The sequence below is a fragment of the Longispora sp. NPDC051575 genome (assembly GCF_040681875.1).
Taxonomy (GTDB): Bacteria; Actinomycetota; Actinomycetes; order Mycobacteriales; family Micromonosporaceae; genus Longispora.
Map to the genome: position 1 here is coordinate 168,590 of NZ_JBFAZP010000007.1, position 23,299 is coordinate 191,888.

A 23,299-nucleotide genomic window follows, 5' to 3' on the forward strand; every position below is an offset into this window, starting at 1 on the left:
GCTTGCGACCCTGATCGGGGATCCAGTGCGCGGAACGTCAGCGGACCTGAGGATCCGGTGCCATCGTGGTCGCGAGCATCGACTCCAGAACAATGGCGGCACCATCGTCGGCACAGGATCTGGTCACCTCGACCGCGGCCTTCTTGACGCTTTCCGGCGCGTGCCCCATGGCGACGCCGCGAGCTGCCCAGCGCAACATCTCGATGTCGTTGATCTGGTCACCGATCGCCACTGTGTCAGTCAGGGCGACACCGAGCCTGATCCGCAGTTCCTCAAGTGCGGATGCCTTGGAGACCCTGCGGGGGCCGATCTCCCACGAGCCCCTGACCCCGGTCGACTCGCTGACGCAGTCGAGGCCCAGGGCGTCGGCGATCCGTACGGGACTCTCCATGGAGTGGACGATCAGTCGGCGGACTCCGCGCGCCCTGAGCCGCTCCCTCGGAACCACATGAACTTCACCGGGCAGTACCCCGCTGGGGAAATCCGCAGTGGTCCGGAAGGCCTGAACGCCGGGCATCTCGACCGCCAGCGCACAGTCGGGAATCTCCCGCCCGAGTAGGCTCAGCAGTTGTTCCGGGTCGAAGGTCTCCTCCGCCAACACGGTGTACCCATCCGGTCCGGCCGGTGCCATTCGCAGCGTGGCCGCCCCGTTCGAGCACACGATGAAGCCACTCGCCAGGCTCAGTGTCGTGGCCACGGGCACGGTCGCCGCAGGTGACCTTCCTGTCGACAACACCACGTGGTGGCCGGCCGAACTCACCTGTCGGATCGAGGTCCGCATCCGTGGTGAGATCGTCACCAGGTCGCTCTGAACGATCGTGCCGTCGATGTCGAGCGCGATCATCAGGCGTCGTTCCCGTTCGCCTTCTACGAGTTCCATGACTGTCGGACTTCCCCTCAATTAAGGTGGGCGAGATCAGCCGCGCCGACGAGTCCCGCCTCGCAGCCCAGTGCGGCCAGCCGGAGTTCGGTGGCAGCGAACATGGCGCGACTGCGGAGTGCCTCGCCGTAAGCGGTGCGCAGGGGTGCCATGAGCAGTTCGCCACTCTCGGCCACACCACCGCCAATGACCACGACCTGAGGATCGAGGAGTTGGACGATGTCCGCCACGCCCTGGGCGAGCCAGTGGGCGACGTCGGCGAACGCGGCGACCGCGACGGCGTCACCCGCACGAGCGGCCTCTGCCACTATCCGGCCGCTCAGTACCTGCGCACCGGACAAAGCGCTCTGACGGACGGCAGCGCCCTCCCTGGCAAAGCGGACAAGAGCACCGCCGCTCGCGTACCGGTCCAGGCAACCACGCCGACCACATCCACAGAGGAGTCCGCCGCGAACCGCGACCATGTGGCCCGGCTCGCCTGCCAGTCCACCGGCTCCTCGAAATAGTTGCCCCCGAAGGATGATCCCGCCGCCGATCCCGGTGCCGACCGTGAGCATGACCGCCGAGTCCTCGGCGTCCCGCGCGGCGCCGTGACGAAACTCCGCCCAGGCCGCGGCATTGGCGTCATTCTCGATGACGACCGGGAGCGCCAAAGCCTCCTCGAGTGTTCGGCGCAGAGGCTCGTCGCGCCACGCCACGTTCGCCGCGAACAACACGGTCGAGCGTGCCGCGTCGACCAGACCGGCGGCACCGACGCCCACGGCCTGGACGTCGTACGCAGCCGCCAGTTCGCTCACGACCTCGATGATCGTGTCAAGAAGCGCTGCGGCGTTGCCGGCGGGGGAGTCTCTCCGGCAGCTCGCCAGCACCGTGCCGCTGCCGTCTACGACGCCACCGAGAACCTTCGTGCCGCCGATGTCCACCCCGACCGTCAGTGACATGGCCCTCGGCGGCTTCCGGTCGATCCGTCGTATACCGACTCCGACCCGAATGCCGGGACGCGGGGATCCACGCACGCGCTCACCACGGTGACACGCCCAGGAGTCTGCGACCCAGTGGGGTCATCGCCCGCAACTGGAGATCATTGAATGACTTACCCGGTGGCGGATCCCCGGGACGGTCCCCGCCCGGGTACGGGTGATCGTCGCGCCCGTATCTGAAGAACTGGGCCACCCGGGTCCTCGCGTGGCGATTGTGGGACGCGGCATGAGGCATGAGATGGTGCATCAGAACGAAGTCGCCCGCCTTCGCGGGTACCTCGACGGTCTCCATGGCGGGAAGCTTCCGCCAACAGTCGTGCAACTGGCGACCGTTCGGCACGGATCTAGCCTCCTCCTCGACGATCCGGTGGCCACCGGGGACGACGTGAATACCTCCCCCGCCCGGCTCCACGTCTGTGAAGTAGTAGCACCCGCCGATCTCGAGTTCCTCATCGGTCAAGAGGAAGTTTTCCGCGTTCTCAGGTACGGCTGGATCGAGATGGAGGCCCTGGCTCAACGGGCTCTTCGTGACCCGGTTGTTCCTGAGGGTGATGGCGACGGAGCCATCGTTCATGTGGAGGTTCGGATGCCCGATCAGCTGGGCCATGACGGCATAGAGCGTGGGGTTCTGCCACAAGGGGATGAACTCTGGCCCGTCGAATGTCTCGTTCCCCGGGGTGTGGTAAGGCTTGATTCTGCCGTCGACGACCTGCCAGTGATCCGGGATGTGCAAATCCCGCGGTAGCAGGTTCAGAACCACACGTCTGTAGTGCTCCGCCTCGTCAGGGGAGAGCACACCCCGGACCAGCAGGTAGCCGTGCTGCCAGAAGAAGTCGATGTCGTCCTGCGCTAGAGGTGTCGCGGACCTCGTCCGTGTCATGTCTCCACTCCCGGTGTTCCTTGTCGTTGGCTCCGTCCGCTCGCGGCAGGCGGGATTCGGGTGTCGGGCGGTCGGCCCTCGTTCGTGAGGGTGTCGATCGGCCCCTCGGGTGCGGGACCCGCGATGGTGCGCATGCGACTGACGGGCCGCGAGCCCGATCGTGGGCGCCGCTGAATCACCCCTCCGTGGTTCGCGGCACCCTCGTGTCGGTCCTCCCCGGCATCCCGACGACTCTGTCCAGCCCCACGGACTCCGCGATCTCCGCAGTTCCGATGTCGCCGTCGCCCCGAGCCAGATGTCTCAGCCCAGCTTCGATTCCCCGAAGGAGAGCAGCGCACTGACCCGGATCCACCGCAGACGCGTCCCCGTGGACCGACAGCTGAGCGGTGTGCACGTCGCTCCACCGCACTGAGAGGCTCGCGGTGTACTCGTACGAGTCCTCGTGGGTGCCTCGGGACTCGACAGTCGCCGCCGAGGCGCTGCTGAGGGTCTTCGAGGTGCCGGTGGAGTCCAGGAGCGCGGTCCACCCCTGCGGTGGCGGATTGAAGTTGTACGCCAGCTCCGGGCTCAGGTTCAGATTTCGGCGGGCCTCCGCCGACGTGCGCTCCTCGATGAGGTCCAGCGCGTCGTAGCGCCCGGCGAACGGGTAGCCGGCCAGATAGGCGGCCTGGGCGGCGGCGACCGCCTCGTCGAGCGACCCTTCGGATATCGGGAGGCTGACCGGTGCCCGTTGCGCGGTGCCGCAGAGCGCCGCCCTGAGGTCACGGGTGTGGCGGTTCTCCATGGAGACATTCACGGCGCAGGACGGCACCGAGTCCCGCCAGCACATCAGCGCACCGAAGACGCCGAGGACGACCGCCGCCGGAAGCCGTCCGGTGGCCTCGACAAGGTGTGCGAAGACCTCATCGGCCCGAGTCAGCGTCAACGTGCAACGGTAGTACCGACCGCCCGCGTCCGTGACGCTCCCGTGGCGCCGGCGTACGGGAGTTACGGACGAGAAGTACTGGCGCAGGTGGGCGCGCGCCTGTCGCCGTTCCTCCCGGCCAGCAGGGGCATCCTCCTGTAGCGCTACCTGGGTCGGCTGGAGTCCCGTGGGTGGTGCGGACTCAAGCGGTGCGCCGAGGATCGCCGTGATAGCGCGGTCAAGCACGTCGTTGAAGACACGGTCGATGGCGGTGCTGTCGGCCAGGACGAGGAGCCAGAGGCCGCCGTCCTTCCGCAGCAGGTGGAACCGGGCCAGGATCTGCCCCACCCGGCGGACCGCGGAGACCGTGAACTCCGCAGTCAGCGCCGAGGCAGCCTCGGCGACCTCCACCCCGCTCGCGACGTCGACCACCACGACCGGCGCGCCCGAGCCGTGTACCCGTTGACGGAACTCGCCGTCGACGATTTCGATCGAGGTGCGAAGAATCTCGTACCTCTGTTGGAGGGACTCCACCAACACCAGTACCGAGAGAGTGTCGCAGGAATCCGGCAGGCGTCGCATCCGGTCGGCGACGCCCCTCTCCACGTGCCACTGGAACTTCTGCCCCCGTGTCATGGGCGCTTCGACAGGGGAAATCGTCTCGGTCAACGTCTCCAACTCCTCTCGGGACACGTCGGAACCGGTGCGCGGACGACGCGTTCCTTCGCGAGGTTCGTGCGGTGAGAATTCCTCTTCCGTGTGACGGTGCGCGCGCCGTACACGAGTCACCCTCTTCCTTCCGGAGACTGTCCGACCAGGACGCGCAGGGTTTTCGCCCGGAGCACGTCTCGGAGCCCGACCCCGATCCAGCCCAGTTCGCGAAGCTGCTCCACCAGCAGAAGGGCGGACGCCGAATTGCCACCGATGTCGAAGAAGTTGTCGTCGAGATCGACGTCGTCGACCTCGGTGAGGGTGCGCACGACACGCAGCAGTTGCGGGCCGGTCCGGGCGGTTCGGGGCCGGGCTTCGGCAGGCCGATGGCTCGCACTCTCGGTGTCCTGGAGGGCTTGACGGTCGACCTTGCCATTCGGGGTGTAGAGGAAAGCATCGACCTTCCTGAACACGGAGGGGATCTTGTAGGGGTCCAGGACGCTCTCGAGATGGCGGCGCACGGCTCGCGGCTCGACCTCGCCCTGGTAGAAGCAAACGAGCGTGTCGAGGTCGGTAGGCCTAGCGCTGTCGAGCGACTCGGCCAGGACCACCGCGTCGCGGACGGCGGGCAGTCGACACACGGCGGCCTCGACCTCCCCGGGATCGAGTCGGTAGCCGCGAACCTTCAGCTGCCGATCGAGCCGCTCCACGAAATGGAGGTGCCCGTCGCGCAGCTCGACGAGATCGCCGGTTCGATAGACGCCGGTCTCGCCCTCCCAACCGAAGGGTCGCATCCCGTGCTCGGTGAGGTATCCAGCCGCGACGCTGTCGCCGGTGATGACGAGTTCACCACGGCTCACGGTGGTGAGTCCGGAAGCCTGTCCGGAGGCGACACCATGCTCGTCCAGGCTCCTGAGGTAGTACCCGCAGTCGCCCACAGGTTCACCGAGGGGTACCGACTCCTGGCAGTCCGCAGGGTCGAGTGTCCCCGTGAGTAGGTTGCAGACCGTGGTCTCGGTGAGTCCGTAGGCGTTGTGAAAGCTCGCGACCGCCGACCACTTCTGGACTACCGACTGCCGGCAGGCTCCGCCCCCGTTGACGACGTGTTCGAGGCGCATTCCGCTGGTGGGATCGGTGACAGACAGTGCGAACGGCGTGGTCTTGAGGTGCGTAACCCGGAACGACTCCAGAGTCGCCGCGAGAATCGCACCGGGTGCCAGGTGTGTCTCTTCGAGGACGACGAGGCTCGCGCCGGCGGTCAACGTCCAGAAGATCTCGGTGATGCATCCATCGAAGGTCAACCGCGCGAACTGGAGCGTTGTGCTGCCCGGGCCGACCGCCAGCCGTTGGACGTGGTCGTTGACGACCGCCGCGAGCGGAGCGGAGCGCACCAGGACGCACTTGGGCCGTCCTGTGGACCCGGAGGTCTGGATCGCGTAGCAGATCTCGCCTTCGGCGAACGCGAGGACCTCCGGGGGTAAGGAGTCCGGAGCCGGTGGGCGCCATTGAGCCCGTACGTCCGTGAGGTCGACGGTGACGCCGCCTGAGCCCGCGCTGGTCACGAGTCGGACACCGAGCAGGCGGACCTTGTCGGAGTTCGAGACGTCGCTGTCGCGGCTGTCGAGGACGACGAAGGGGCGGCGGGCGGATAGTGCCGCGACGATGGCGATGATCGAACCCGCGCCGCGTCGCCCGTCGACACCCACGAACTCGCCGGGCACGGTGCGGCCAGCGATCCGGGTCGCGAGATCGTGGACGAGTTCTCCGAACCGCCGGTAGCTGACGGTCTGGTCCCCGGTCCGTAGCGCGATCCGTTCCGGGTACTCGCGGATAGCCCGGTGAACTCCGTCGAGGACGGATATGTGGCGCGGTTCCAAAGTCTCGACTCCCTGGTGCGAAACGGGCAGGTGGGCTGTGCAACGGATCACTCGCGAGTGCTCAGATCGATCGGTCGAGTCCACCGTCACAGCGGATTCCCGTTCCGGTGATGTAGGCGGCCCGGTCGCTCGCGAGAAAGGCCACCAACTCACCAACGTCCTCCGGCGTGCCGTACCGGCCTAGGGGGATCGCTTCCATCGCCGTGGTCGCCACGGAACCGACGTCGGTCCCGAGTCGCCGGGCGGAGGCCGCGTCTGCCGAACGAAGTCGATCAGTATTGATTTTACCGGGAATCACATAGTTGACCGTGATTCCGAAACCAGCCACGCTGTCAGCCAGGAGCTTCAGGTACGGCCGCACCGCGGCCCGCGCGACGGAGGAGGTGGCCAGGTCGGTGATGGGCATCGACAGCGAGCTGGAGGTGATCGCGATCAATCGGCCCCAACGATTGCGCCGCATTGCGGGCAGCCCTGCGTCGACGGCATTCCGCAGAGACAGCAGCATCAGGTCCATTGCGTGCCGGAGCCCCGCCATCGACACCTGTTCCACCGTGTCGGGAGGAGCACCCGGTGAATTGAGCACAATGATGTCGTAGGGTCCGGTCTCGGCGACCCGGTCGCCGACGTTTGTGGGGTCGGCGAAATCGCAGGAGAATGCGGAGTGCCCGGTTCCGGGCAGGAGCTGGACGGCGGTGAGCGCCCGGTCGTGGTCCGAGCCCGAAACCGTGACCGAGCTGCCTTGACGTGCGAGGCAGTGTGCCACGCCCAGGCCGATTCCCCTGGTCCCGCACAGCACCAGTGAGCGCTTTCCCTCCAGGTCGTACATGATCACCCCCGTTCGTCGGTGTGCGGTCAGCGCACTGGATGGGACAGCGTGCCGACGTGCTCCACGATGGCCTGGACCGTGTCGCCCGGCTGGATTGCCACCGCTCCCGGCGTTCCGGTACAGATGACCGTGCCCGCCGCGATCGTCCTGCCGGCGGTGAAGTACTCCACGAGCTGACCTAGGTCGTAGGTCATGTCCGCCGGCGTCGCCGAAGCGGCCGTCTCACCGTTTCGCACCGTGCTGATCCGGACGGATCTGAGGGTGTCGTCGTCGAGTTCGTCCAGGGTGACCAGAACCGGTCCGACGCTGCAGAACGTGTCGAACCCCTTAGCCCACGGTATGTGGCGCGGGTTCTCCCGAATGGCGTCCTCGGCGGTCATGTCGAGCACGACGGTGACGCCCGCGACGACAGACCGCCAATCGGCGCGCGACACGTTCTTGCACACCGAGCCGATTACCAGACCCAGCTCGGCCTCCGCGGTCACCCGTCGGGACTGTGCCGGTAGTTCGATGTGACGGCCGTTGTCGATCAGGCAGCTGGCCGGCCGCAGATAGGAGCCGGGGTTCGAGGTCGGTTGCGCGGTGCTCAGGTCATCGGCGTGACCACGGTAGTTGAGCCCCGCACCCCAGATCGTCGCGTCATGATCGACGACCGTGGCACTGCGGTCCAGGTCGACGCGGACGACGGAAAGCTCGTTCGCGTGCCGGACGACGGCCGCGGTGAGCCGGCGCAACTCGCGCTTCCCGACCAGGTCGTCGATTCGGGTGACCTTCTCGTACCCCGGAACGCCGGCCAACGACACCCAGGAGCCATGGTGGAACGCCGCGATGTCGGAGCGACCGGCCGTCGTACGGGTTCTGGTCAACCTCACTGGACGTCCTCCAGCCGGATGGCGGCATTCTCGTCTATCCAGGCGGCGGCGGCGTGGAAGTCCGCCTCGCCCGGACTGTGCTCGGCCATCCGGACCGCGACCTCCATGAGGCGCGCCGAATCCGTGCCGTGCTGAGCTGACAACCGCTCCACCAGAGGGAAGTAGCCCGAGTGGATGCCGATCACTCCGCCCAGCACGTGCATGGCACGGTCCTCGGCGATGATCTCCATGTTGACCCGGCAGTACTCTGCCAACCTCGCCAGTTCCTGGTAGTCGAAACGGTCGGCCTCCAGAATCTTGATGATGCCGGCTAGTGCCTCGATCGCCGCGTTCCCAGAACCTCGACCGATGCCGTTGAGGGTTCCGTCAGCGACGCTGGCACCCGCCTGCAGGGCGGTGATCGTGTTGATGTTCGCCATTCCGAGGTTGTCGTGACCATGGAAGCCCACGACGGGAAAGAAGTCGGCCACTGTGCTCACATAGCGGTGGACGTCGGCGGGCAGCATCGAACCGTACGAGTCCACGATGTAGACGCCGGTGACCTCGGATCCCACTCCTTCGAGCATGGACGGGAGTTGGTGGACCGGTGTCGCGCTGGACTTCATCAGATTGATGTACACCTGGCCGCACACCTCGCTGGCGGCGCGGATGTAGTCGAGATTCTCCGCGACCTGCTCCGGCTGCATTCCGATGCGGACGAAGGACATGCCCCGGTCGCTCAGGGCGGCGACGGTGGCCAGCCGAGTGAATCCGGGTTGGGCGAACATACCCCACGGCTTCGTGGTCAGCGTCGCGTTGGCGATCTCTCCCCAGCGGAAGGGATCGATGTTGCACGCCGTGATTCCGGCCCGTTCGGCCTCGAGCCCGATTCCGTGCCCAATTTCGATCTTCGACACCGGGGTGTCGTTGAGTCGCGCGAGGAGTTGCGTCACGAACTCCTCGTCGAATTGGAAGTTCACGGCATACGCGCCGTCGCGGAGCGTACAGTCCAGCAGCTCTATCGTGGACATGGCCGTGCGGTACGTGCTGGCAAAGGGCATGGCTCTCCTCGTTCCAAACAGCACACGAGAGGGTGGTGGTGAACGGCACTGCGAATCTGGCCAGCGCGGATTCGATCGGCAGACTCGCTGGGTCACCAATCGCCCTGTCGGGGTGCCCGGCTGTGCGACACGTGAGTCGTGTCAACGGAGGCGTTGACATTGCCGAAACCCGTTGACGCGGTGATGTGGATCAGAGGGCCGGAGCGGCGCTGATGCCGCGGTGCGACCGTCCGAGAACGCGTTCTACCTGGCGGGATGCGCGTCGTGGCTGGCTATGACGTCAGGTTCCCGGCGGGTGGCGCCTCACTGTTGCGGCGCTCGGGCCCCGGATCGACGTGGAACTGCTGAGGGATGGCGGAAGGAACTACTTCCGACAACAAGACAGGCGGACCATTGGTGTTCATTTGTGCTCCCCGTGAATGCTGCGACGCGTGAACGACAACACTCTACGACAGATCGTCGACGGCCGCTGTCCCGTCCGGAGCGCGCCCGGATTCACCACCAGTCCCGCAGCGGAGATCCAGTCTGGATCTCCCGGGCAGGACCAGGGAACGGGTCAGAAAAGCTGAGAAGCCGGTGTTAGAGTCGCCGACATCCCCGGTAGCCTCGCACGTTCAGGTGGATCCGGGTGATCATTCTTCGGCTCACAATGACGGGGGTAGGCCTGTGGCCAAGGTACCGGTGTTGCTCTTCTCGGCAGGACAACGATGCGGTAGCACACTCGTGCAGCGATTGCTGTCCTCGCACCCGGACGTGATGATCTGGGGCGAGCAGGAAGGGCAGTTGCGACAGATCTTCGGCGCGGCCGAGCGCATGATCCACCTGTCCGACTATGACGGAGCCGAGGCGCGCGACGCTTTCGTCAGTGGCGGGTACCAGAGCTTCATGGCGAACCTCATGCCCGAGGGCGAGTGGATCGACGAGGCGCTGAGGCAGTTCGTGCGGGTGCTGTTCGAGGATCGGGCGGCGGCCCAGGGCAAGCGGGTGTGGGGGATCAAAGAGGTTCGGTACGGCATGCCCGAGGCACGCGTGCTTCACAGGCTGTTCCCCGGTGCCGTCGTCATCCAGCTGGTACGAGACCCGCGTGACGTGCTGCGAAGCCTGTACCTGTGGGAACACCGGTACGCGTGGTGGGACCGGCGTAGGACCGAGCTTGCGGTACGCGACTGGCATCGGGTCGCGGAGAGCTTTCAGCACTGTTCGGCGGAGCTGTCGCCTCCGGTGCTGCGCCTGCGTTACGAGGATGTCGTGGCCGATCCGGCAGGGGCGAGTGAACAGATCGGCGTCCACACGGAACTGGATCCCGTGAAGTTCGACCCCAACGTCTTCGCTCGGAAGATTCACATCACTGGCGCGGACGGCGAGAGCCAACGGCCCTCTGTTGACTGGGATTCGCTGCCACCGTCGATGCGCGCGCTTCTGGACGACGACGACATTCGCATGGTTGCCGCCGCCTACGGTTACCAGCTCTGACGGACACCGGCGGACTCACCGCGCGGCCGGTACACCCCATGGCGTGCGGTCGGTGAGCCCACCGGTGCGCTGCTCCAGCTTGCACACCCCAGATCGTGAGGAGTCACCAATGACGGGTACTGCGATGTCGACGAGCCGGTACGAACCTGGTCGTGGATTGACCCTGTGGGGACGGGAGGAGGAGGAGGCTGCCCTCGCGGTCCTGCGCTCCAGGTCCCTGTTCCGCTACTACGGGCCCGACCTCCAGCGTCGGACCGAGGCCTTCGAGGAGGCGTTCGCGGCCTCACTGGGCGTGCCACACGTGACGGCTGTCTCGTCCGGGACCGCCGCCCTGGCCTGCGCTCTCATCGGGATGGGCATCCCTGCCGGGGCCGAGGTGATCATTCCGTCCATGACATTCGTCGCCTGCGTGAGCGCGGTGGTGATGGCTCGCGGGGTTCCGGTGTTCGCTGAGATCGACGACACGCTCACTCTGGATCCGAGGCGGATCGAGGAGCGGGTCTCCGAGCGCACCTTCGCGGTCATGCCGGTGCATCTGGCCAACGTCGCCGCGGACATGGACCCGATTCTCGAGGTGGCCCGCCGTCGAGGACTACGGGTGCTGGAGGACTCGGCCCAGGCGGTCGGCGTGCGTTACCGCGGCAGGCGGGTCGGTTCGATGGGCGACGCCGGGGCCTTTTCGTTCCAGTTGGACAAGAACATCACCGCCGGGGAGGGCGGAGCGGTCTGCACTACCGACCCCACGGTTCATGAGCGGGTGAAACGCTACCAGGACCAGGGTGGCCAGTTCACCACGTCCCGGGGGCATGTGCGCGGCGCGGTCGTGGAAGAGCCGTTCGTTGGTGCCAACCTGCGGATGACCGAGCTGGCCGCGTCGATCCTGGGGGCGCAACTCGGCAAACTCGATCCGATGTTGACCCGGCTCAGGGACGTCTCCCGACACGTCAGGGGGGAGCTGTCCGACGTCATCGGCGACTGGCGCCGGATGCCCGACGAGGAAGGTAGCGGCGGCGATGTCACCGCGTTCCTCGAAACCGCGGAGCGGGCGCGCAGGTTCGTCACCGCCCTAAACGCACGGGGCGTCACCGCCCGCACCCTCTACTCCGGCCGCGGTGTCCAGACGAACCCCAGCGTCCAGGCGGGTCGCACGCCGTGGGGAATCGAGTGGTCCCAGCCGGCACCGTGCGTGGACAGCGAGCGGATCTCAGAGCGGTCGGTGACCGTCGACCTCGGGGCCGCCATGACCGACGGCGATGTCGACTGGTTGGTGGAGTCCATGCGAATGGCGCACGCGGCGATCGACGCGCGGGAATGATCCGACCTGGGAGGGAACGGGGAGCAGCATGAGAATCGGAATCATCTATCCCGCGCACGATCCGGTGTCGCCAGCGAACTGGTCCGGGGTTCCACACGGCCTCGCCAGTGGCCTCGGAGCGCACGGCGCGGAGGTGGTGCCCATCGGCGCTGTCATGCCGCTCGGCGTGCGTGAGGTCGTCGCGGTCCTGTCGAGAGCCAGGTGCGCGAGGTCGGATGTCGCAGCCCGCACCGCGATCAGTCGTTGGGCCACCACGCGGGCCGTTGCGGAGCAGCTCTCCCGGGTGTCGCCGCTGGACGCCGTCGTCGTCATGGGCACCGAGTTGTATGACGTCGGCAGGGTCATCCCGGAGCGGATCCCGTGGGTCACCTTCGACGACGCGACAGTCGTCCAGCAGAACCGCGATCCTGGTTCGGACGTCCGCCAGGCGAGAGTCCCCGCTGGGATCCTCGCCAGATCGACCTCCTACGAGAGGGCGGCTGCCCGGTCCGCAGCCCTCTGCTGTGTGACCACCCAGTGGGCCGGCCGATCGGTCGTGGAGGACTACGGGGTCCCTGCGGAGAAGGTCGTGGTCGTGGGAATGGGTCACCGGCCCCGGATCGCGGGCGAGGACCGTGACTGGTCGGCGCCCCGGTACCTGTTTGTGGGCGCCGATTGGGAGCGGAAGAACGGTGCCGCCGTCCTGAGGGCATTCGAGAGAGTACGGGCGCGGGTCCCTGCCGCGTCTCTGGACCTGGTCGGCAACCACCCGCCTGTGAACACGCCCGGAGTCACCACGCACGGCTTCCTGACCCGCGAGGACACTGCCGCGCAGGTCCTCCTGGACCGCCTGTACGCGACTGCCACCTGCTTCGTCCTGCCGAGTTTGTACGACGCGGCCGGCATCGCCTACCTGGAGGCGGCCTCGTCCGGCCTGCCGGTGGTGGCCACAACGCGTGGCGGGGCACCCGAAGTGCTGGGGGACGGCGCGCTCGCCGTGGACCCGCACGATCGCGCCGCTCTGTTCGAGGCGATGCTGACGCTGTCTGATCCGGCCACCGCGAGAACGATGGGGGAGCGGGCGCGGCACAAAGCCAGTACATCGTCCTGGTGGCATGTCGCTGGCCGAGTCCTCGAAGCACTGGAGAACAGGCAGCGGACTGCCGGCAGTGTGACGTCATAGACGGAATGGGAAGGCAATCAGTGTTCCAGAGATCAGACGACGACCCGGTGCGGAACACCCTGCACGGGCTCTTCGAGCGCCACGCCCAGGCTGCTCCCGATCGGGTCGCGGTCGTCGCGGGTGCGGAGATTCTGACCTACGGCGAACTCAACCGGCAGGCGAACCAGGTCGCCAGGCACCTGAGGGAAGAGGGCGTCGGCCCTGAGACCCTGGTGGGAATTGGTGTCCACCGTTCGGTCGACATGCTCGTCGGCCTGCTCGCGATCCTGAAAGCCGGGGGCGCGTACGTGCCGCTCGATCCGGGTCTTCCTGCGGAGCGCCTGTCGATCATGGTTAGGGACACCGGTGCCCCGATTATCGTTACCGAGCACAGAGTGGCGGCCGGGCTGCGCCAGCTCGAGGTCCCGTTGCTTCTCCTCGATGAGCCGGGTGCTTTCGAGCGCTATCCGACAGAGAACCTGCCAGAAACCTCGTCCGCCGACGGCCTCGCCTACGTCATCTACACCTCTGGATCCACGGGCAGGCCAAAGGGGGTGATGGTGACCCATGCCGGGGTGGTGAACCTGGTCACGGCACAGTCGTACGTCTCTGTCGGCCCCGAAGATCGCGTCGCGGCGCTGGCGACGTTGGCGTTCGACGCCTCGTCCTTCGAACTGTGGGCACCGCTACTGCACGGCGCGACCTGCGTCGTGTACGCGTTTGCCGGGGACGAGCTGTCGGTACTCGTCGACCGGTTGCGGCGGGATTCGGTGTCCGTCCTGCATCTGACCAGTCCGGTGTTCCGGCTGTTGGAGCCGCGCCACTTTCGGGCGTTGTCCGGCGTGCACACGATTCTGTTCGGCGGCGATGCCGTGCGTGGCGACGTCGGCACCCAGGCCGCGAACTCCTTTCATGGCAGGTTGATCCACCTGTACGGGCCGACCGAGACCACTGGATTCGCCACTTTTCAGGAGGTCGAGGCCACGGCCCGGAACGCCACGCTGGTGCCGATCGGGAGGCCGATTCGCCACGTCCACGCGCGGATCCTGCGACCGGACGGACAGGCAGTCGAGGAGGGCCACCCGGGCGAACTGTACATCGGGGGTCGCGGTGTGGCACGTGGCTACCTGAATCGACCAGATCTGACAGCGGAGCGCTTTGTGTCGGACCCGGCGAGGGGCGGCGAGGCGCGCATGTACCGCACCGGCGACCTGGTCAAACTCGGTGAGGACGGTGCGATGCACTTCCTCGGGCGGCTCGACCGACAGGTCAAGGTTCGGGGCTACCGCATCGAACTGAGCGAGATCGAGGAGGCGATCACCAGGCACCCCACCGTTCGGGACGCGGTGGTCCTCGTCCGAGAGGACGGCACCGGCGACAAGCGGATCGATGCCTACCTGGTTTCGTCGGAGGCGGAGGGGAACATTGACCCTGAGCAACTGGTGGCGGACGTGCGCAGGCACCTCCTGGGGGTGCTGCCCAGGTACCAGCACCCGGCGACCTTGACCGTCATCTCCGCCATCCCGCTCACTGACAACCTGAAGGTGGACGAGTCGCGGCTGCCCGCGCCGACGAGCGGACGAAGGGACACGGCGGACGGGGGTCCTGGTGGCGATCTGGAGAACATGCTGACGAAGCTGTGGCAGACGACGTTCGGCCTGGCAGAGGTGGGCGTCGATGATAACTTCTTCGACCTGGGCGGTGACTCGATCTCGGCCATTCACTTCGCGGCGACGGCGGAGCGGGCGACCGGACGGCGGGTCATGGTGGGGGATGTGCTCAGGAACCCGACGATTCGCCAGCTTCACGACGTGGTGGCCCAGGCGCCGCTGGTCGACTGAGCCGGGCGTGTCGGCGGCCCGGAAACGGGCCGGCCGACACGCCCGGCTACGCGGTGCTGGGAGTGAGAGAAGAGATTGCGCTGTCAACCCTGATCTCTTCGACCACGGAGACGACGCACGCGCAGTCGCCCGGTTCCCCTTGACACCGTATCGTTCGGTCGAAGTGGGCATCCGCCGCAGCGCCGACTCGGTCAGGAGAGCAGACCAGGGTGGAGGCTGTGTGCCACGGCGTGGCGCTCGCGCCATAGCACGCCAACACATACGCCAACCAGGTCTCGTAGCGTGCCAGTAGGTCATCGGCGATAGTCGCCGAGGCACGGTTGCTGTGTGTGCCGAGGGTCGCGGAGACCCGCCGCGAGAGATGGGCCATGGCGGCGAAGAGTAATCTGCCGAGGCCCCCGGCCACGTCCGTAGCCGTCACCGGCTCCACGTCGGGATAGGTTGTGCCGAACTGCCGGAAGACCTCGTTGAAGGCCTCCAACACGTCTTCGAAGTCGGGGACGACCGCGTCCACCGCGACGACGTGGACGACCTCGACCCCCTTGGTCGCCAGAGCCCGGCCGATCTCGCCGACCAGACCGAAGGCCGCGCAGTATGTGACCACGACGACGCGCTTTGTCGGAATGGACACCGTTCCCAGGAGAGCGGCGACGTACCCGGGTACGTCGGTGGCGGACACCCGCTGTGGGCTGAGCTCCACCAGCGCCGGACCGAACTGCCGCAACGCGGTGAGGCGCTGCCCGACGCCGAGTTGCCGGAAATCCAGGCTCAGGACGCCGACGGTGTCGTCCACGCGCTCCATCAGGCACCCCGCAGGCGGTGTACGGCCTCGGCGTAGTCCGCGAACCGCGGTGACTCGAAGCCCAACTCCAGCGGAACGAAGATGTCGAGGTCGGCGTGCAGTGCCGTCGCGACGAGCGCCATCATGAGTGAGTGGGCACCGAGCGACAGAAGATCGTCGTCGTCGTGCACGGGCTGGCCCAGGTGCTCCGACCAGGCCCTTCTCGCCAGGGTCGCTGTGTACTCAAGGGTGGTTGTGTTCACGATCTTCTCACTTTCGTCTAGCCGTCGAGGCTGGAGCGATCCACTTTGCCGGAGGCCGTACGTGGCAGTTCGGCATGACGCACGATGCGGCCGGGGACTAGGTAGTTCGGTAGGAGCAGGCTGAGGTGCCTGCGGACGTCCGCCACGCTGACCGACGCATCCGTCTCGGTCGAGACGTGCGCCGTGAGCACAGGTTCGCCCACGGCGTTCTTCGGCGCGGTCACCGCGCAAGCACGCACGTGGGGATGGCTGAGAACGGCGGCTTCAACCTCCGCCAACTCGATGCGGTGTCCACGGATCTGCACCTGGGCGTCTCGGCGACCGAGGTATCGCAGGAGTCCCGCGTCATCCTGGATGCCCCAGTCACCACTGTGATAGGCCAGGTCCGCCGTTCCCGGTACGATGCGGAACCGCTGACTGGTCATGTCCGGTCTGCGAAGGTACCCGAAGGACACCCCCTGGCCCGTCACCACGATTTCGCCCGGAGTGCCAGGCAGCACGTGCTGTCCGCTCTCGTCGAGGAGGCTCACGGCGAGATGCGGGAGAGGATGGCCGATCGGTGTCCCGTTCCCGGGCACATCGAGTAGCGAAGGCGTCAGCTCCACATGCGTCACGTGTACGGTCGTCTCCGTGATGCCGTACATGTTGATCAGTTGGGCCTGCGGGGCGATGCCCAGCTGCCACCACTGGCGGATCGTGCTCGCGTTGATCTCCTCGCCGCCGAAGACGACGTAGCGCAGCTGGGCCAGCTTGCGGGGCGTCGCCTCGAGAGACCGCACCAGGTAGGTGAAGGCTGTTGGAACCTGGTTGAGGACTGTGACATTCGCCGTTTCGAGGAGTTCGGCGAACCGCCGCGGATCCTGCGCACAGGCCGTCGGCACCACGACCAGTTCGCCTCCGAACAGCAGCGCGCCCCACATCTCCCAGACGCTGAAGTCGAAGCTGTACGAGCTGAACATCGTCCAGACGTCCTCGGCGCCGAAGTCGTAGCAGCCGGACGACGCGTGCATCAGCGCCAGGATCTGGTCGTGCCCTACGAGAGTGCCCTTGGGTGTGCCGGTCGAACCCGAGGTGTAAATGACGTAGGCGAGGCGGGGCGGCATGCCCGCCTCCAGGTCAACGGCGGGCCCGAGTGACGTCACGAGAAATTCCCCGTCGGCGTCGCAGGCCAGGGTGAAGGCGGCGGCCGAGTCGGCGAGAATGAGATCGGACCGCTGTTGCGGATACGCGGGATCGATGGGCACATAAGCGCAGCCGTGTTTGAGGATGCCGAGGATGGCCACGGGCACGACAACACTTCTCGGGACCCGCAGGGCGACCAAGGATCCCGGTCGCACCCCGGAATCGGCGAGCAGTGTCGCGACTGCGTTACTGGCGGTATCGAGTTCGCCGTAGGTGAGAACTGTGCAGTCGTCACTCACGGCCCGCGCCGAACTGTAGCGCGCGGCGGTGTCACCGAACCAGCTGTGGATTGAATCGTACGGACATGGCTCGTCATTCCGCAATTGGACCCCCATGGTCTTGCGTCTCCCGCCGTGTGTTGCCCTTACGGGCCACGACAACAGTAGCGAAGCTTCTCCGTTCACGCTGTCCCTCCGCCGGGTCGGGCGCTGGTTTCGGACGTGCGTCCGCACGGGGTCGCACGAGCGAATCCGGCGCGCTACGATGCCGGTATCGTTCAAACGTCGGGCAAGCGGTCTGTATGGCCAGCCGTCTCTAATGGACTAGAAGTCTCGACGGACTCGGAGTGCCACAGCACGAAATGGTGACCGCGCTGCCACGGCCGGTGCGGTTCCCTAACCTCTCCGGTGAATCAGAACGAGACCGTTGACTGTTCCCATGCGGCCTCGGACCACAGTGATCCGGAATGCGGCCAGTGCGATTCAGGAGGAGGAAGCGATTGCAACCCGGGGTGGAACCTCATTTTGTCGTGGTCTATGACAAGGGCTCGGCATCGCCATTGGAGATCGCACGTGGCCTGGACGGGTTGGGCACGTTCCAGTTTGTCGCTCCCGATTCACCGCACGTCCGCGAGATGATGCCTCTCCTGCGCCGGTGGGGCGACGTGACGGCGCTCGACGACGCGCTGCGATGGACGGTGGACTCGCTAGACCGGCACCCGGACGCTGTGTTGACCTTCAGCGAGATGATGGTGACGCACGCGGCGCGGCTGAGCTTCGCGTTCGGTCTGCCGGGCCACTCGACCGAATGCGGGAGGGCGCTGACGGACAAACGGGAGCAGCGCCGCCTTCTTCGCGATGCCGGAGTCGACGTCATCCGGTTCCATGTCATCGCGGACCCCTCCGAGCTGGGCGCGGCCGTCATCGACGTCGGCCTGCCCGTGATCGTGAAGCCGGTCCGAGGAGAGGGAAGTCGCAACACCGTGGCGATCGAGCGGCCGGATCAGGTCGATGAGGTCGAGGCGGAGAAGGATCTGTGGTCACCAGGTGAATCCCTCATTGTGGAAGAGCTGCTCCAAGGTAGGGTCTCCGATCGCATCGGCGACTACGTATCCGTGGAAAGTCTCGTGTACGACGGCGTTGCCCGTCACCTTCCGATCACGGGAAAGTTCCCTTTGGTCACACCCTTCCGTGAGACGGGCCAGTTCTGGCCGGCCCTCCTGGAGCCCGGCGAGGCCGGGCGGATCGAGGAACTCACGTCTGCGGCCCTGCGGAGCCTTGGCGTGCGCTGGGGCATCTGCCACACGGAGATCAAGTTGACCCAGTCGGGTCCGCGCATCATCGAGGTCAACGGCCGGCTCGGCGGCCACATCGCCGAGATGGCGCATCGGTCCGCGGGGCTGGACCTGATTCGGTGCGCCGCGCTGCTCGCACTGGGTGTCGAGCCTGACGTCGGACCCATCAGCCTGGAACAGGTGTACTTCCAGTACCACAACCCGGCACCGCTGTATCGCTGCGTGCTGGAAGGGGTCCACGGTGCGCGGGAGGTGATGGGCACGCCAGGTGTTGACAGCTATCAGCAGCGGGTGCGAACGGGGACTCTACTCGGCACGGGTGTGGGCACGGTTCTCCTCGACGCGTCGTACGGCCGGGCGGGAAACCATGAAGAGATGACCGGCCTTGTGGACAGGATCGCTGGTCAGCTCCGCTTCTCTTTCGGCGTGACCGGCGACTGCGGTGGCTTGGAGCAACGAGTTGTCACAGGTAGGGAACTGGTGACGTGAACCGGCCCGCCGGGCGGTGAGTTCCGGCGGGCCACGGCCGCTTGGTCGAGGGCTGAAGGACGTGGCCGAACGGTCAGCGCTGCTCTGGACGCAGGTGAGGAGCATCGGTTCCCCCGTCCCGTGCCTGGATCAGGACTACCCTTCGTTCTACTGCGGGTCGTCTGGACCCTGACCCGCTCGGAGGGGCTCCGCCAATGGGTCTTCCTGGTTCGGATGGCGCTGATAGAGCGCGTATCTGGGTCTGACACGAACCACCTCGAAACCAGCGTCGAGCACATCCCTGTGGTGGCGCCCGTGGCTGTAGACCAGGCGTACCAGACGTGGGCGTCGGCGCTGCGACTCCACCACGGAGGCCAGAAAGCTTCGGAAAGTGGCGCCTCCGAACGGATTGAACAGGTGAAACACGGTTGCGTCCTCTGGAACGCGCCACGTTGCGGCATCGGCCTCGACGATAGTCATCCGGCACCGCTCAGGCTCGGGTCGGGCACTCACGTTTCGCCGAGCCACGGCGGCCAGCTGGGGCATCAGCTCCACGCCGATCACTCGCCGAAGCGCGTAGTGGCGGACTGCGAAGAGCAACACCCGCCCCTTGCCGGCCCCGACGTCGACCAACACGTCATCGGGGCCGACCTCGCGACGTGGCAGTACCTTCTCGAGTTGCCAGACATCGGCAGCTTCGTACCCAAAATGTTCACTGGAACGGCTGGACGTGATGACCCTGTTCCGTGTCTCCACGCCCAGCCGTCGGTCGAACCAGGCTCCGCGCAGGGCACGACGTAGGCGCCGCACGCGTTGAAGGAGCCTGCCCGTCGTACCCAGCGCCGGCGGTGCCGGACCGTCGCCATCCTGCCGCTGGTCCGCCGACTGTCCGGCCGTGTGTGGCGCGCGTTGATCAGCCCGGAGCGCGCGTCCAGGCATGTCGTTTCGGTACACAGTCCTCGCCCTTCGTGCCCTATCGAACGGACGGTTGCCGGACGACTTCCGGCAACCGCGTGCCTGTGGCGTCGGCCTCAATGTCCGTGAGGTACGCCTCGATGCATTCCGCCAGGGTGGCGCCCGATCCGAGCGCCTGCTGGATCACCGGGCTATCCGTGGTGAGAGTGTTGTCGGCGTTCTGCGAGATCAGAAGTCTCTGTGGCCAGGCAGCGGACTCCGGTGCGGAGCCTGCCGCCACGATGTTGGCGGCTGCGACCCGCAGCCGCGCCACTATCTCGTCGCACACCTCGTCGGAGATCCCGTGCCCCAAAGCCATCAGGGTATCGCGAAGAGACTCGACGGTTCTCGGTAGCGAATCGGCAGGGAGCCCCAGGGACGTCGCCGCCGCGATGACCCTGTCGGCGAGTGCCGTGTCGAAGCGCGTCGGCATGGCGGCCACCGGATTCACCAGCACCACGGAGGAGATCGTCCATCCATGCCGTGACAGCACCTCCGCCGCATGCGCCGCGAACACGCAGCCGACCCGGACTCCGGCGACATGCACGGTTCTGGCGTCCGACCAGGTTGCCAAGACCCGTAGCCAGTCCGCCGTCAGTTCTGATATCGACACCCATGGTTCGCTGACGCCCGAGAGCCCTCTGCTGCGGACTCCAACGACAGGGCGACGGAACCCGCTGGAGAACGACCGGAGTTCGGCCGGGTCGCCCTGTGCGTCGGGGAACACGACGAGTGGTGAGCCGGTACCTCCTTCGGAGAGTGGTGCAATACGACCCTGCGGAGATACCTGATTGTTTCGCAACCACGCCACCATACCCGCGACAGTGGGAGCCTCGAACACCGCGCGAAGGGGAACCGTCACGCCGTGCAGCTTCGAAAGCCGCGCTGCGAGAAGCGCGGCGCTGAGTGACGAACCTCGGCTCTGGAAGAAGTCCTGACTCGAGTGATCAGGTGCGTGGCCGAGAATGGTGTTCCATTCCGCGGTCACCTCGGCGGCGATGCGTTCCACTTGAGTCATGTCCCTTCCGATCTGTGAATTCGGGTCAGCGAGAATCGTGAACCGTGTCTATCCTTGAACATGCCGCCGGACCGTGCGTCCGGGAATGGTGACCCAGGCGTGTCCCTGACGTTGGACATGCCGATGAATGCGTGCTCTGTGCCGCATCGAAGGGAAGAACATTGACCGCAATTCTCCAATCGCTGGATGCCGTCGAGGCGGATCCACGCAACACCATCGAGGGGCTCGTCTCCACTCAGTGGACGAACGTCCTGCAATGCGCCCCGCGAGATCATGACGAGGACTTCTTCGTCGCCGGCGGAAGCCTGCTCTCGGCCGCCGCGTTCGCCTCTCGCCTCGCGGAAATCTTCGGCGGTGAGGTCAGCGTCCAGCTCATCTACGACAACCCCTCCGTACGTGGGCTGTGCGCCTCGATCAGGTCGGGAGGAGCCGGAGTTCGGCCAAGGATCCTGCCGTTGACACTGGAGGGCGACGGTCCGCCGCTCCTGGTCGTCCCCGGGGCCTTCGGCAACCCGGCGGTGATGAACGGATTCACCGACCCGATTTTTGGCCGCCGCGTCTTCGGGCTCGAACATCGTGGGATGCGAGCTGGCTCCGGTGAACCGTTGCGTGACGTGGCGCAGGTCAGCCGGGACTATGCCGACGAGATCGTGAAGTGGCGGCCGGCTGAGCCCGTACACCTCGCCGGGTACTGCACGGGGGCCGTATACGCGCTTGAGGTGACCCGTGAATTGGTCGGCCGAGGCTGGGCGGTGCGGAGCGTCACGATGCTCAGCCCGACCACGCAGCCGGCCGAGACCTGGCGACCCTCCTTCGAATGGCTCTACGAGGACCGGTTCCGACGTATCGCCGCGTCGGCCGGCTTGGAGCACTACAGCGGTGAGCTCACCGCTGCGGCGCTGTTCGCGGAGCTGCGTGCGCGAGATGCGGCGATCAGCAGGCAGTACGTCGAAGACGTCATCGCGCGGGCTCGGCTGTTCGTCTCGAACTACTACGCGATGACGAACTACGTGCCGTCGCAGTTCCCGGCGGATCCTCCGATCGCGATGCTGTTCGGGGACGGCGAGGAAGGGGATCTCGCGGCCTCCTACTGGCCGGCGGCCGTAGGCGAGCGGGTCGGTACCTGTCGACGATTCGCTGTCGATCACCTCGACATGCCGGGTCACCCTGACGTGCTCGCCGCGCTGGCGGCGGTCATGAGGGAGGCTGACCAGGGTGTTGGGGAAGCGCACCCGTCCACAGTCGGCTAGGACTCCGCCGGAGGCGGGGGTCGTGCGGACACGCTGAGGCCGGTGAAGGAGAACGGAAACGTGGAGCCCCGCGGCGAGCCGCCTCCTCGGGGCTCCGCGTTCGCCGTTCGTCACCGGCCTGCTACCTTTTCGGCGCGCCCAGCCTCCACGGCCTCGTACAGCGCCCTGATGTTGGCGCTGCCAAAGGTCTCAGCACCGCGACGCTCGATCACCTCGAAGAAGATCGTGCGGCGGTCGTGGTTCGATCGCGTGAAGATCTGAAAGAGTTGGCCACCGTGGTCTTGGTCGGCAAGGATGCTCAGCGCGCGAAGGTCGGACAGCGGGTGCCTCTGGAGTGACACGCGCTCGGTGACGCTGTCGTAGTACTCCTGCGGAGTCGACTGGAACTCCACCCCGGCGGCCGACAGAGCCGTGACGGCCCTGACGATGTCGGCGGCGCTGAACGCGATGTGCTGGACTCCGGACCCGCTGTGGCTGTGGAGGAACTCGTCGATCTGGCCGGGTGCGGCGCTAGGATCCGGCTGGATCAGCGTGAAGGTCACAGATCCGGTGCGGCTTCGGATGACCTTCGACAGCATCGCCTGGTCGCCGACAACGACGCGCTCCTGGAAGACCACGCTGAATCCGAACGCCTTCCTGTAGGCGTCCACGGCCGGGTTCAGCAGCCCGACGCGCAGGCAGATGGCGAAATGATCAATCTCCAGGAGTTCTGGACCGGGGTTTCGTCCGGGTGCCTTCTCGTTCTTCGGGAGCCAGCGGAAACCGGGAGGGAGGCCGGCGACCGGGGTCCGTCGTTGCAACAGCGTGTGCACGACGTTGTCGAATCCCGACACCGCGGCGCTGAGAACGACGTCGTCGTCCTGGTGATCACGGAGCTCCGAGACCAGCTGACCTCCCGCCGCGAGGACCTGGGTGAGGGCACGTTTGATGTCCATGGTGCGCAGGGCGATGTTGGCGACCCCGTCGCCGTGCGCCAGCACGTAGCGGGCCGCGGGATGATCCTCGGCGATCGCCTCGGTCAGCACCACCCGCATCCGGCCCTGGCCCAGGACTAGGGAATGGAATCCCTGCTCCTGTGAGCCGCCGGTCGCGATCGCCTCGAAGCCGTACTGTCCGCACCAGGCGTCGACCTGTGCCGCGAGGTCCTGTACGTAGATTTCGACATAATCCAGGTCGAAGTCGTCCACCAG

At 66.5% G+C, this 23,299-nt stretch carries 20 protein-coding genes; 6 read left to right on the forward strand and 14 right to left on the reverse strand.

All coding sequences use genetic code 11. The features are described 5' to 3' along the window. Positions 1-37 precede the first annotated feature (37 nt). The 8 genes from AB0M43_RS21610 to AB0M43_RS21645 all read right to left on the reverse strand — a co-directional run bounded on the left by AB0M43_RS21610 (position 38) and on the right by AB0M43_RS21645 (position 8,910). Complete coding sequence (locus AB0M43_RS21610) at positions 38-880, reverse strand: HAD hydrolase family protein (RefSeq protein ID WP_363727317.1); 843 nt, start codon at positions 878-880, stop codon at positions 38-40. Between the two features lie 17 nt (positions 881-897). Continuing rightward, positions 898-1,821 carry an ROK family protein gene (locus AB0M43_RS21615; RefSeq protein WP_363727318.1) on the reverse strand — a complete coding sequence of 308 codons (924 nt, stop codon included), beginning with the start codon at positions 1,819-1,821 and terminating at the stop codon, positions 898-900. Positions 1,822-1,900: 79 nt separating this feature from the next. Next, positions 1,901-2,740 carry a phytanoyl-CoA dioxygenase family protein gene (locus AB0M43_RS21620; RefSeq protein ID WP_363727320.1) on the reverse strand — a complete coding sequence of 280 codons (840 nt, stop codon included), beginning with the start codon at positions 2,738-2,740 and terminating at the stop codon, positions 1,901-1,903. Positions 2,741-2,915: 175 nt separating this feature from the next. Continuing rightward, positions 2,916-4,337 (reverse strand): hypothetical protein, encoded by a 1,422-nt coding sequence (locus AB0M43_RS21625; protein ID WP_363727321.1) that lies wholly within the window; start codon positions 4,335-4,337, stop codon positions 2,916-2,918. 92 nt (positions 4,338-4,429) lie between these two features. Further along, positions 4,430-6,262, reverse strand: a complete 1,833-nt coding sequence (locus AB0M43_RS21630; protein ID WP_363727323.1) for a non-ribosomal peptide synthetase — start codon at positions 6,260-6,262, stop codon at positions 4,430-4,432. Then, positions 6,234-6,998, reverse strand: a complete 765-nt coding sequence (locus tag AB0M43_RS21635; protein ID WP_363727325.1) for an SDR family oxidoreductase — start codon at positions 6,996-6,998, stop codon at positions 6,234-6,236. Before AB0M43_RS21635 ends, AB0M43_RS21630 begins: the two co-directional genes overlap by 29 nt. Positions 6,999-7,024: 26 nt before the next feature. Next, positions 7,025-7,795, reverse strand: a complete 771-nt coding sequence (locus AB0M43_RS21640; protein ID WP_363727327.1) for a fumarylacetoacetate hydrolase family protein — start codon at positions 7,793-7,795, stop codon at positions 7,025-7,027. 71 nt (positions 7,796-7,866) lie between these two features. Further along, a complete protein-coding gene (locus tag AB0M43_RS21645) occupies positions 7,867-8,910 on the reverse strand; it encodes a hypothetical protein (RefSeq protein ID WP_363727329.1) in 1,044 nt (347 codons plus the stop codon). A gap of 666 nt (positions 8,911-9,576) precedes the next feature. On the opposite strand from AB0M43_RS21645, the gene AB0M43_RS21650 reads away from it, so the two are divergent. The 4 genes from AB0M43_RS21650 (at position 9,577) to AB0M43_RS21665 (ending at position 14,680) form a co-directional block, all read left to right on the forward strand. Continuing rightward, positions 9,577-10,383, forward strand: coding sequence for a sulfotransferase (locus tag AB0M43_RS21650; RefSeq protein WP_363727331.1), 807 nt, complete (start codon positions 9,577-9,579; stop codon positions 10,381-10,383). Between the two features lie 109 nt (positions 10,384-10,492). Beyond that, positions 10,493-11,698, forward strand: a complete 1,206-nt coding sequence (locus AB0M43_RS21655; RefSeq protein WP_363727333.1) for a DegT/DnrJ/EryC1/StrS family aminotransferase — start codon at positions 10,493-10,495, stop codon at positions 11,696-11,698. Positions 11,699-11,852: 154 nt separating this feature from the next. Continuing rightward, positions 11,853-12,860: a glycosyltransferase family 4 protein gene (locus AB0M43_RS21660; protein WP_363727335.1), complete on the forward strand. Its 1,008-nt coding sequence runs from the start codon at positions 11,853-11,855 to the stop codon at positions 12,858-12,860. Positions 12,861-12,907: 47 nt separating this feature from the next. After that, positions 12,908-14,680, forward strand: coding sequence for a non-ribosomal peptide synthetase (locus AB0M43_RS21665; protein WP_363727336.1), 1,773 nt, complete (start codon positions 12,908-12,910; stop codon positions 14,678-14,680). Positions 14,681-14,726: 46 nt separating this feature from the next. Here AB0M43_RS21665 and AB0M43_RS21670 read toward each other — a convergent pair whose 3' ends face one another. Genes AB0M43_RS21670 through AB0M43_RS21680 form a run of 3 tightly spaced genes read right to left on the reverse strand, consistent with a single transcriptional unit; the run spans position 14,727 to position 17,241 of the window. Then, a complete protein-coding gene (locus tag AB0M43_RS21670) occupies positions 14,727-15,482 on the reverse strand; it encodes a hypothetical protein (protein WP_363727338.1) in 756 nt (251 codons plus the stop codon). Then, positions 15,482-15,724, reverse strand: a complete 243-nt coding sequence (locus AB0M43_RS21675; RefSeq protein ID WP_363727340.1) for a phosphopantetheine-binding protein — start codon at positions 15,722-15,724, stop codon at positions 15,482-15,484. Before AB0M43_RS21675 ends, AB0M43_RS21670 begins: the two co-directional genes overlap by 1 nt. Before the next feature lie 17 nt (positions 15,725-15,741). Further along, positions 15,742-17,241, reverse strand: a complete 1,500-nt coding sequence (locus AB0M43_RS21680; protein ID WP_363727342.1) for an amino acid adenylation domain-containing protein — start codon at positions 17,239-17,241, stop codon at positions 15,742-15,744. Positions 17,242-17,654: 413 nt separating this feature from the next. Here AB0M43_RS21680 and AB0M43_RS21685 point away from each other — a divergent pair, with 413 nt between their 5' ends. Next, entirely contained in the window at positions 17,655-18,908 is a 1,254-nt protein-coding gene (locus AB0M43_RS21685; protein WP_363727344.1) for an ATP-grasp domain-containing protein, read from the forward strand. Positions 18,909-19,055: 147 nt separating this feature from the next. Here the strand turns inward: AB0M43_RS21685 and AB0M43_RS21690 are convergent, their stop codons facing one another. Together AB0M43_RS21690 and AB0M43_RS21695 are read right to left on the reverse strand one after the other, a co-directional pair. Then, positions 19,056-19,826, reverse strand: coding sequence for a class I SAM-dependent methyltransferase (locus tag AB0M43_RS21690; protein WP_363727346.1), 771 nt, complete (start codon positions 19,824-19,826; stop codon positions 19,056-19,058). Between the two features lie 34 nt (positions 19,827-19,860). Beyond that, positions 19,861-20,850 carry a phosphopantetheine-binding protein gene (locus AB0M43_RS21695; protein WP_363727347.1) on the reverse strand — a complete coding sequence of 330 codons (990 nt, stop codon included), beginning with the start codon at positions 20,848-20,850 and terminating at the stop codon, positions 19,861-19,863. A 170-nt stretch (positions 20,851-21,020) separates the two neighbouring features. Here AB0M43_RS21695 and AB0M43_RS21700 point away from each other — a divergent pair, with 170 nt between their 5' ends. Beyond that, complete coding sequence (locus AB0M43_RS21700) at positions 21,021-22,109, forward strand: thioesterase domain-containing protein (RefSeq protein ID WP_363727349.1); 1,089 nt, start codon at positions 21,021-21,023, stop codon at positions 22,107-22,109. A 110-nt stretch (positions 22,110-22,219) separates the two neighbouring features. On the opposite strand, the gene hppD is transcribed toward AB0M43_RS21700, so the two are convergent. After that, a complete protein-coding gene (gene hppD / locus AB0M43_RS21705; RefSeq protein ID WP_363727351.1) occupies positions 22,220-23,296 on the reverse strand; it encodes a 4-hydroxyphenylpyruvate dioxygenase in 1,077 nt (358 codons plus the stop codon). Between the last annotated feature and the right edge of the window lie 3 nt (positions 23,297-23,299).

Coding starts and splice junctions, on each gene's coding strand:
- AB0M43_RS21620 (WP_363727320.1), bottom strand. CDS start 2,740: ATGACACGGACGAGGTCCGCGACACCTCTAGCGCAGGACGACATCGAC.
- AB0M43_RS21610 (WP_363727317.1), bottom strand. CDS start 880: ATGGAACTCGTAGAAGGCGAACGGGAACGACGCCTGATGATCGCGCTC.
- AB0M43_RS21670 (WP_363727338.1), bottom strand. CDS start 15,482: ATGGAGCGCGTGGACGACACCGTCGGCGTCCTGAGCCTGGATTTCCGG.
- AB0M43_RS21680 (WP_363727342.1), bottom strand. CDS start 17,241: ATGGGGGTCCAATTGCGGAATGACGAGCCATGTCCGTACGATTCAATC.
- AB0M43_RS21645 (WP_363727329.1), bottom strand. CDS start 8,910: ATGCCCTTTGCCAGCACGTACCGCACGGCCATGTCCACGATAGAGCTG.
- AB0M43_RS21655 (WP_363727333.1), top strand. CDS start 10,493: ATGACGGGTACTGCGATGTCGACGAGCCGGTACGAACCTGGTCGTGGA.
- AB0M43_RS21615 (WP_363727318.1), bottom strand. CDS start 1,821: ATGTCACTGACGGTCGGGGTGGACATCGGCGGCACGAAGGTTCTCGGT.
- AB0M43_RS21690 (WP_363727346.1), bottom strand. CDS start 19,826: ATGCCTGGACGCGCGCTCCGGGCTGATCAACGCGCGCCACACACGGCC.
- AB0M43_RS21635 (WP_363727325.1), bottom strand. CDS start 6,998: ATGTACGACCTGGAGGGAAAGCGCTCACTGGTGCTGTGCGGGACCAGG.
- AB0M43_RS21660 (WP_363727335.1), top strand. CDS start 11,853: ATGCCGCTCGGCGTGCGTGAGGTCGTCGCGGTCCTGTCGAGAGCCAGG.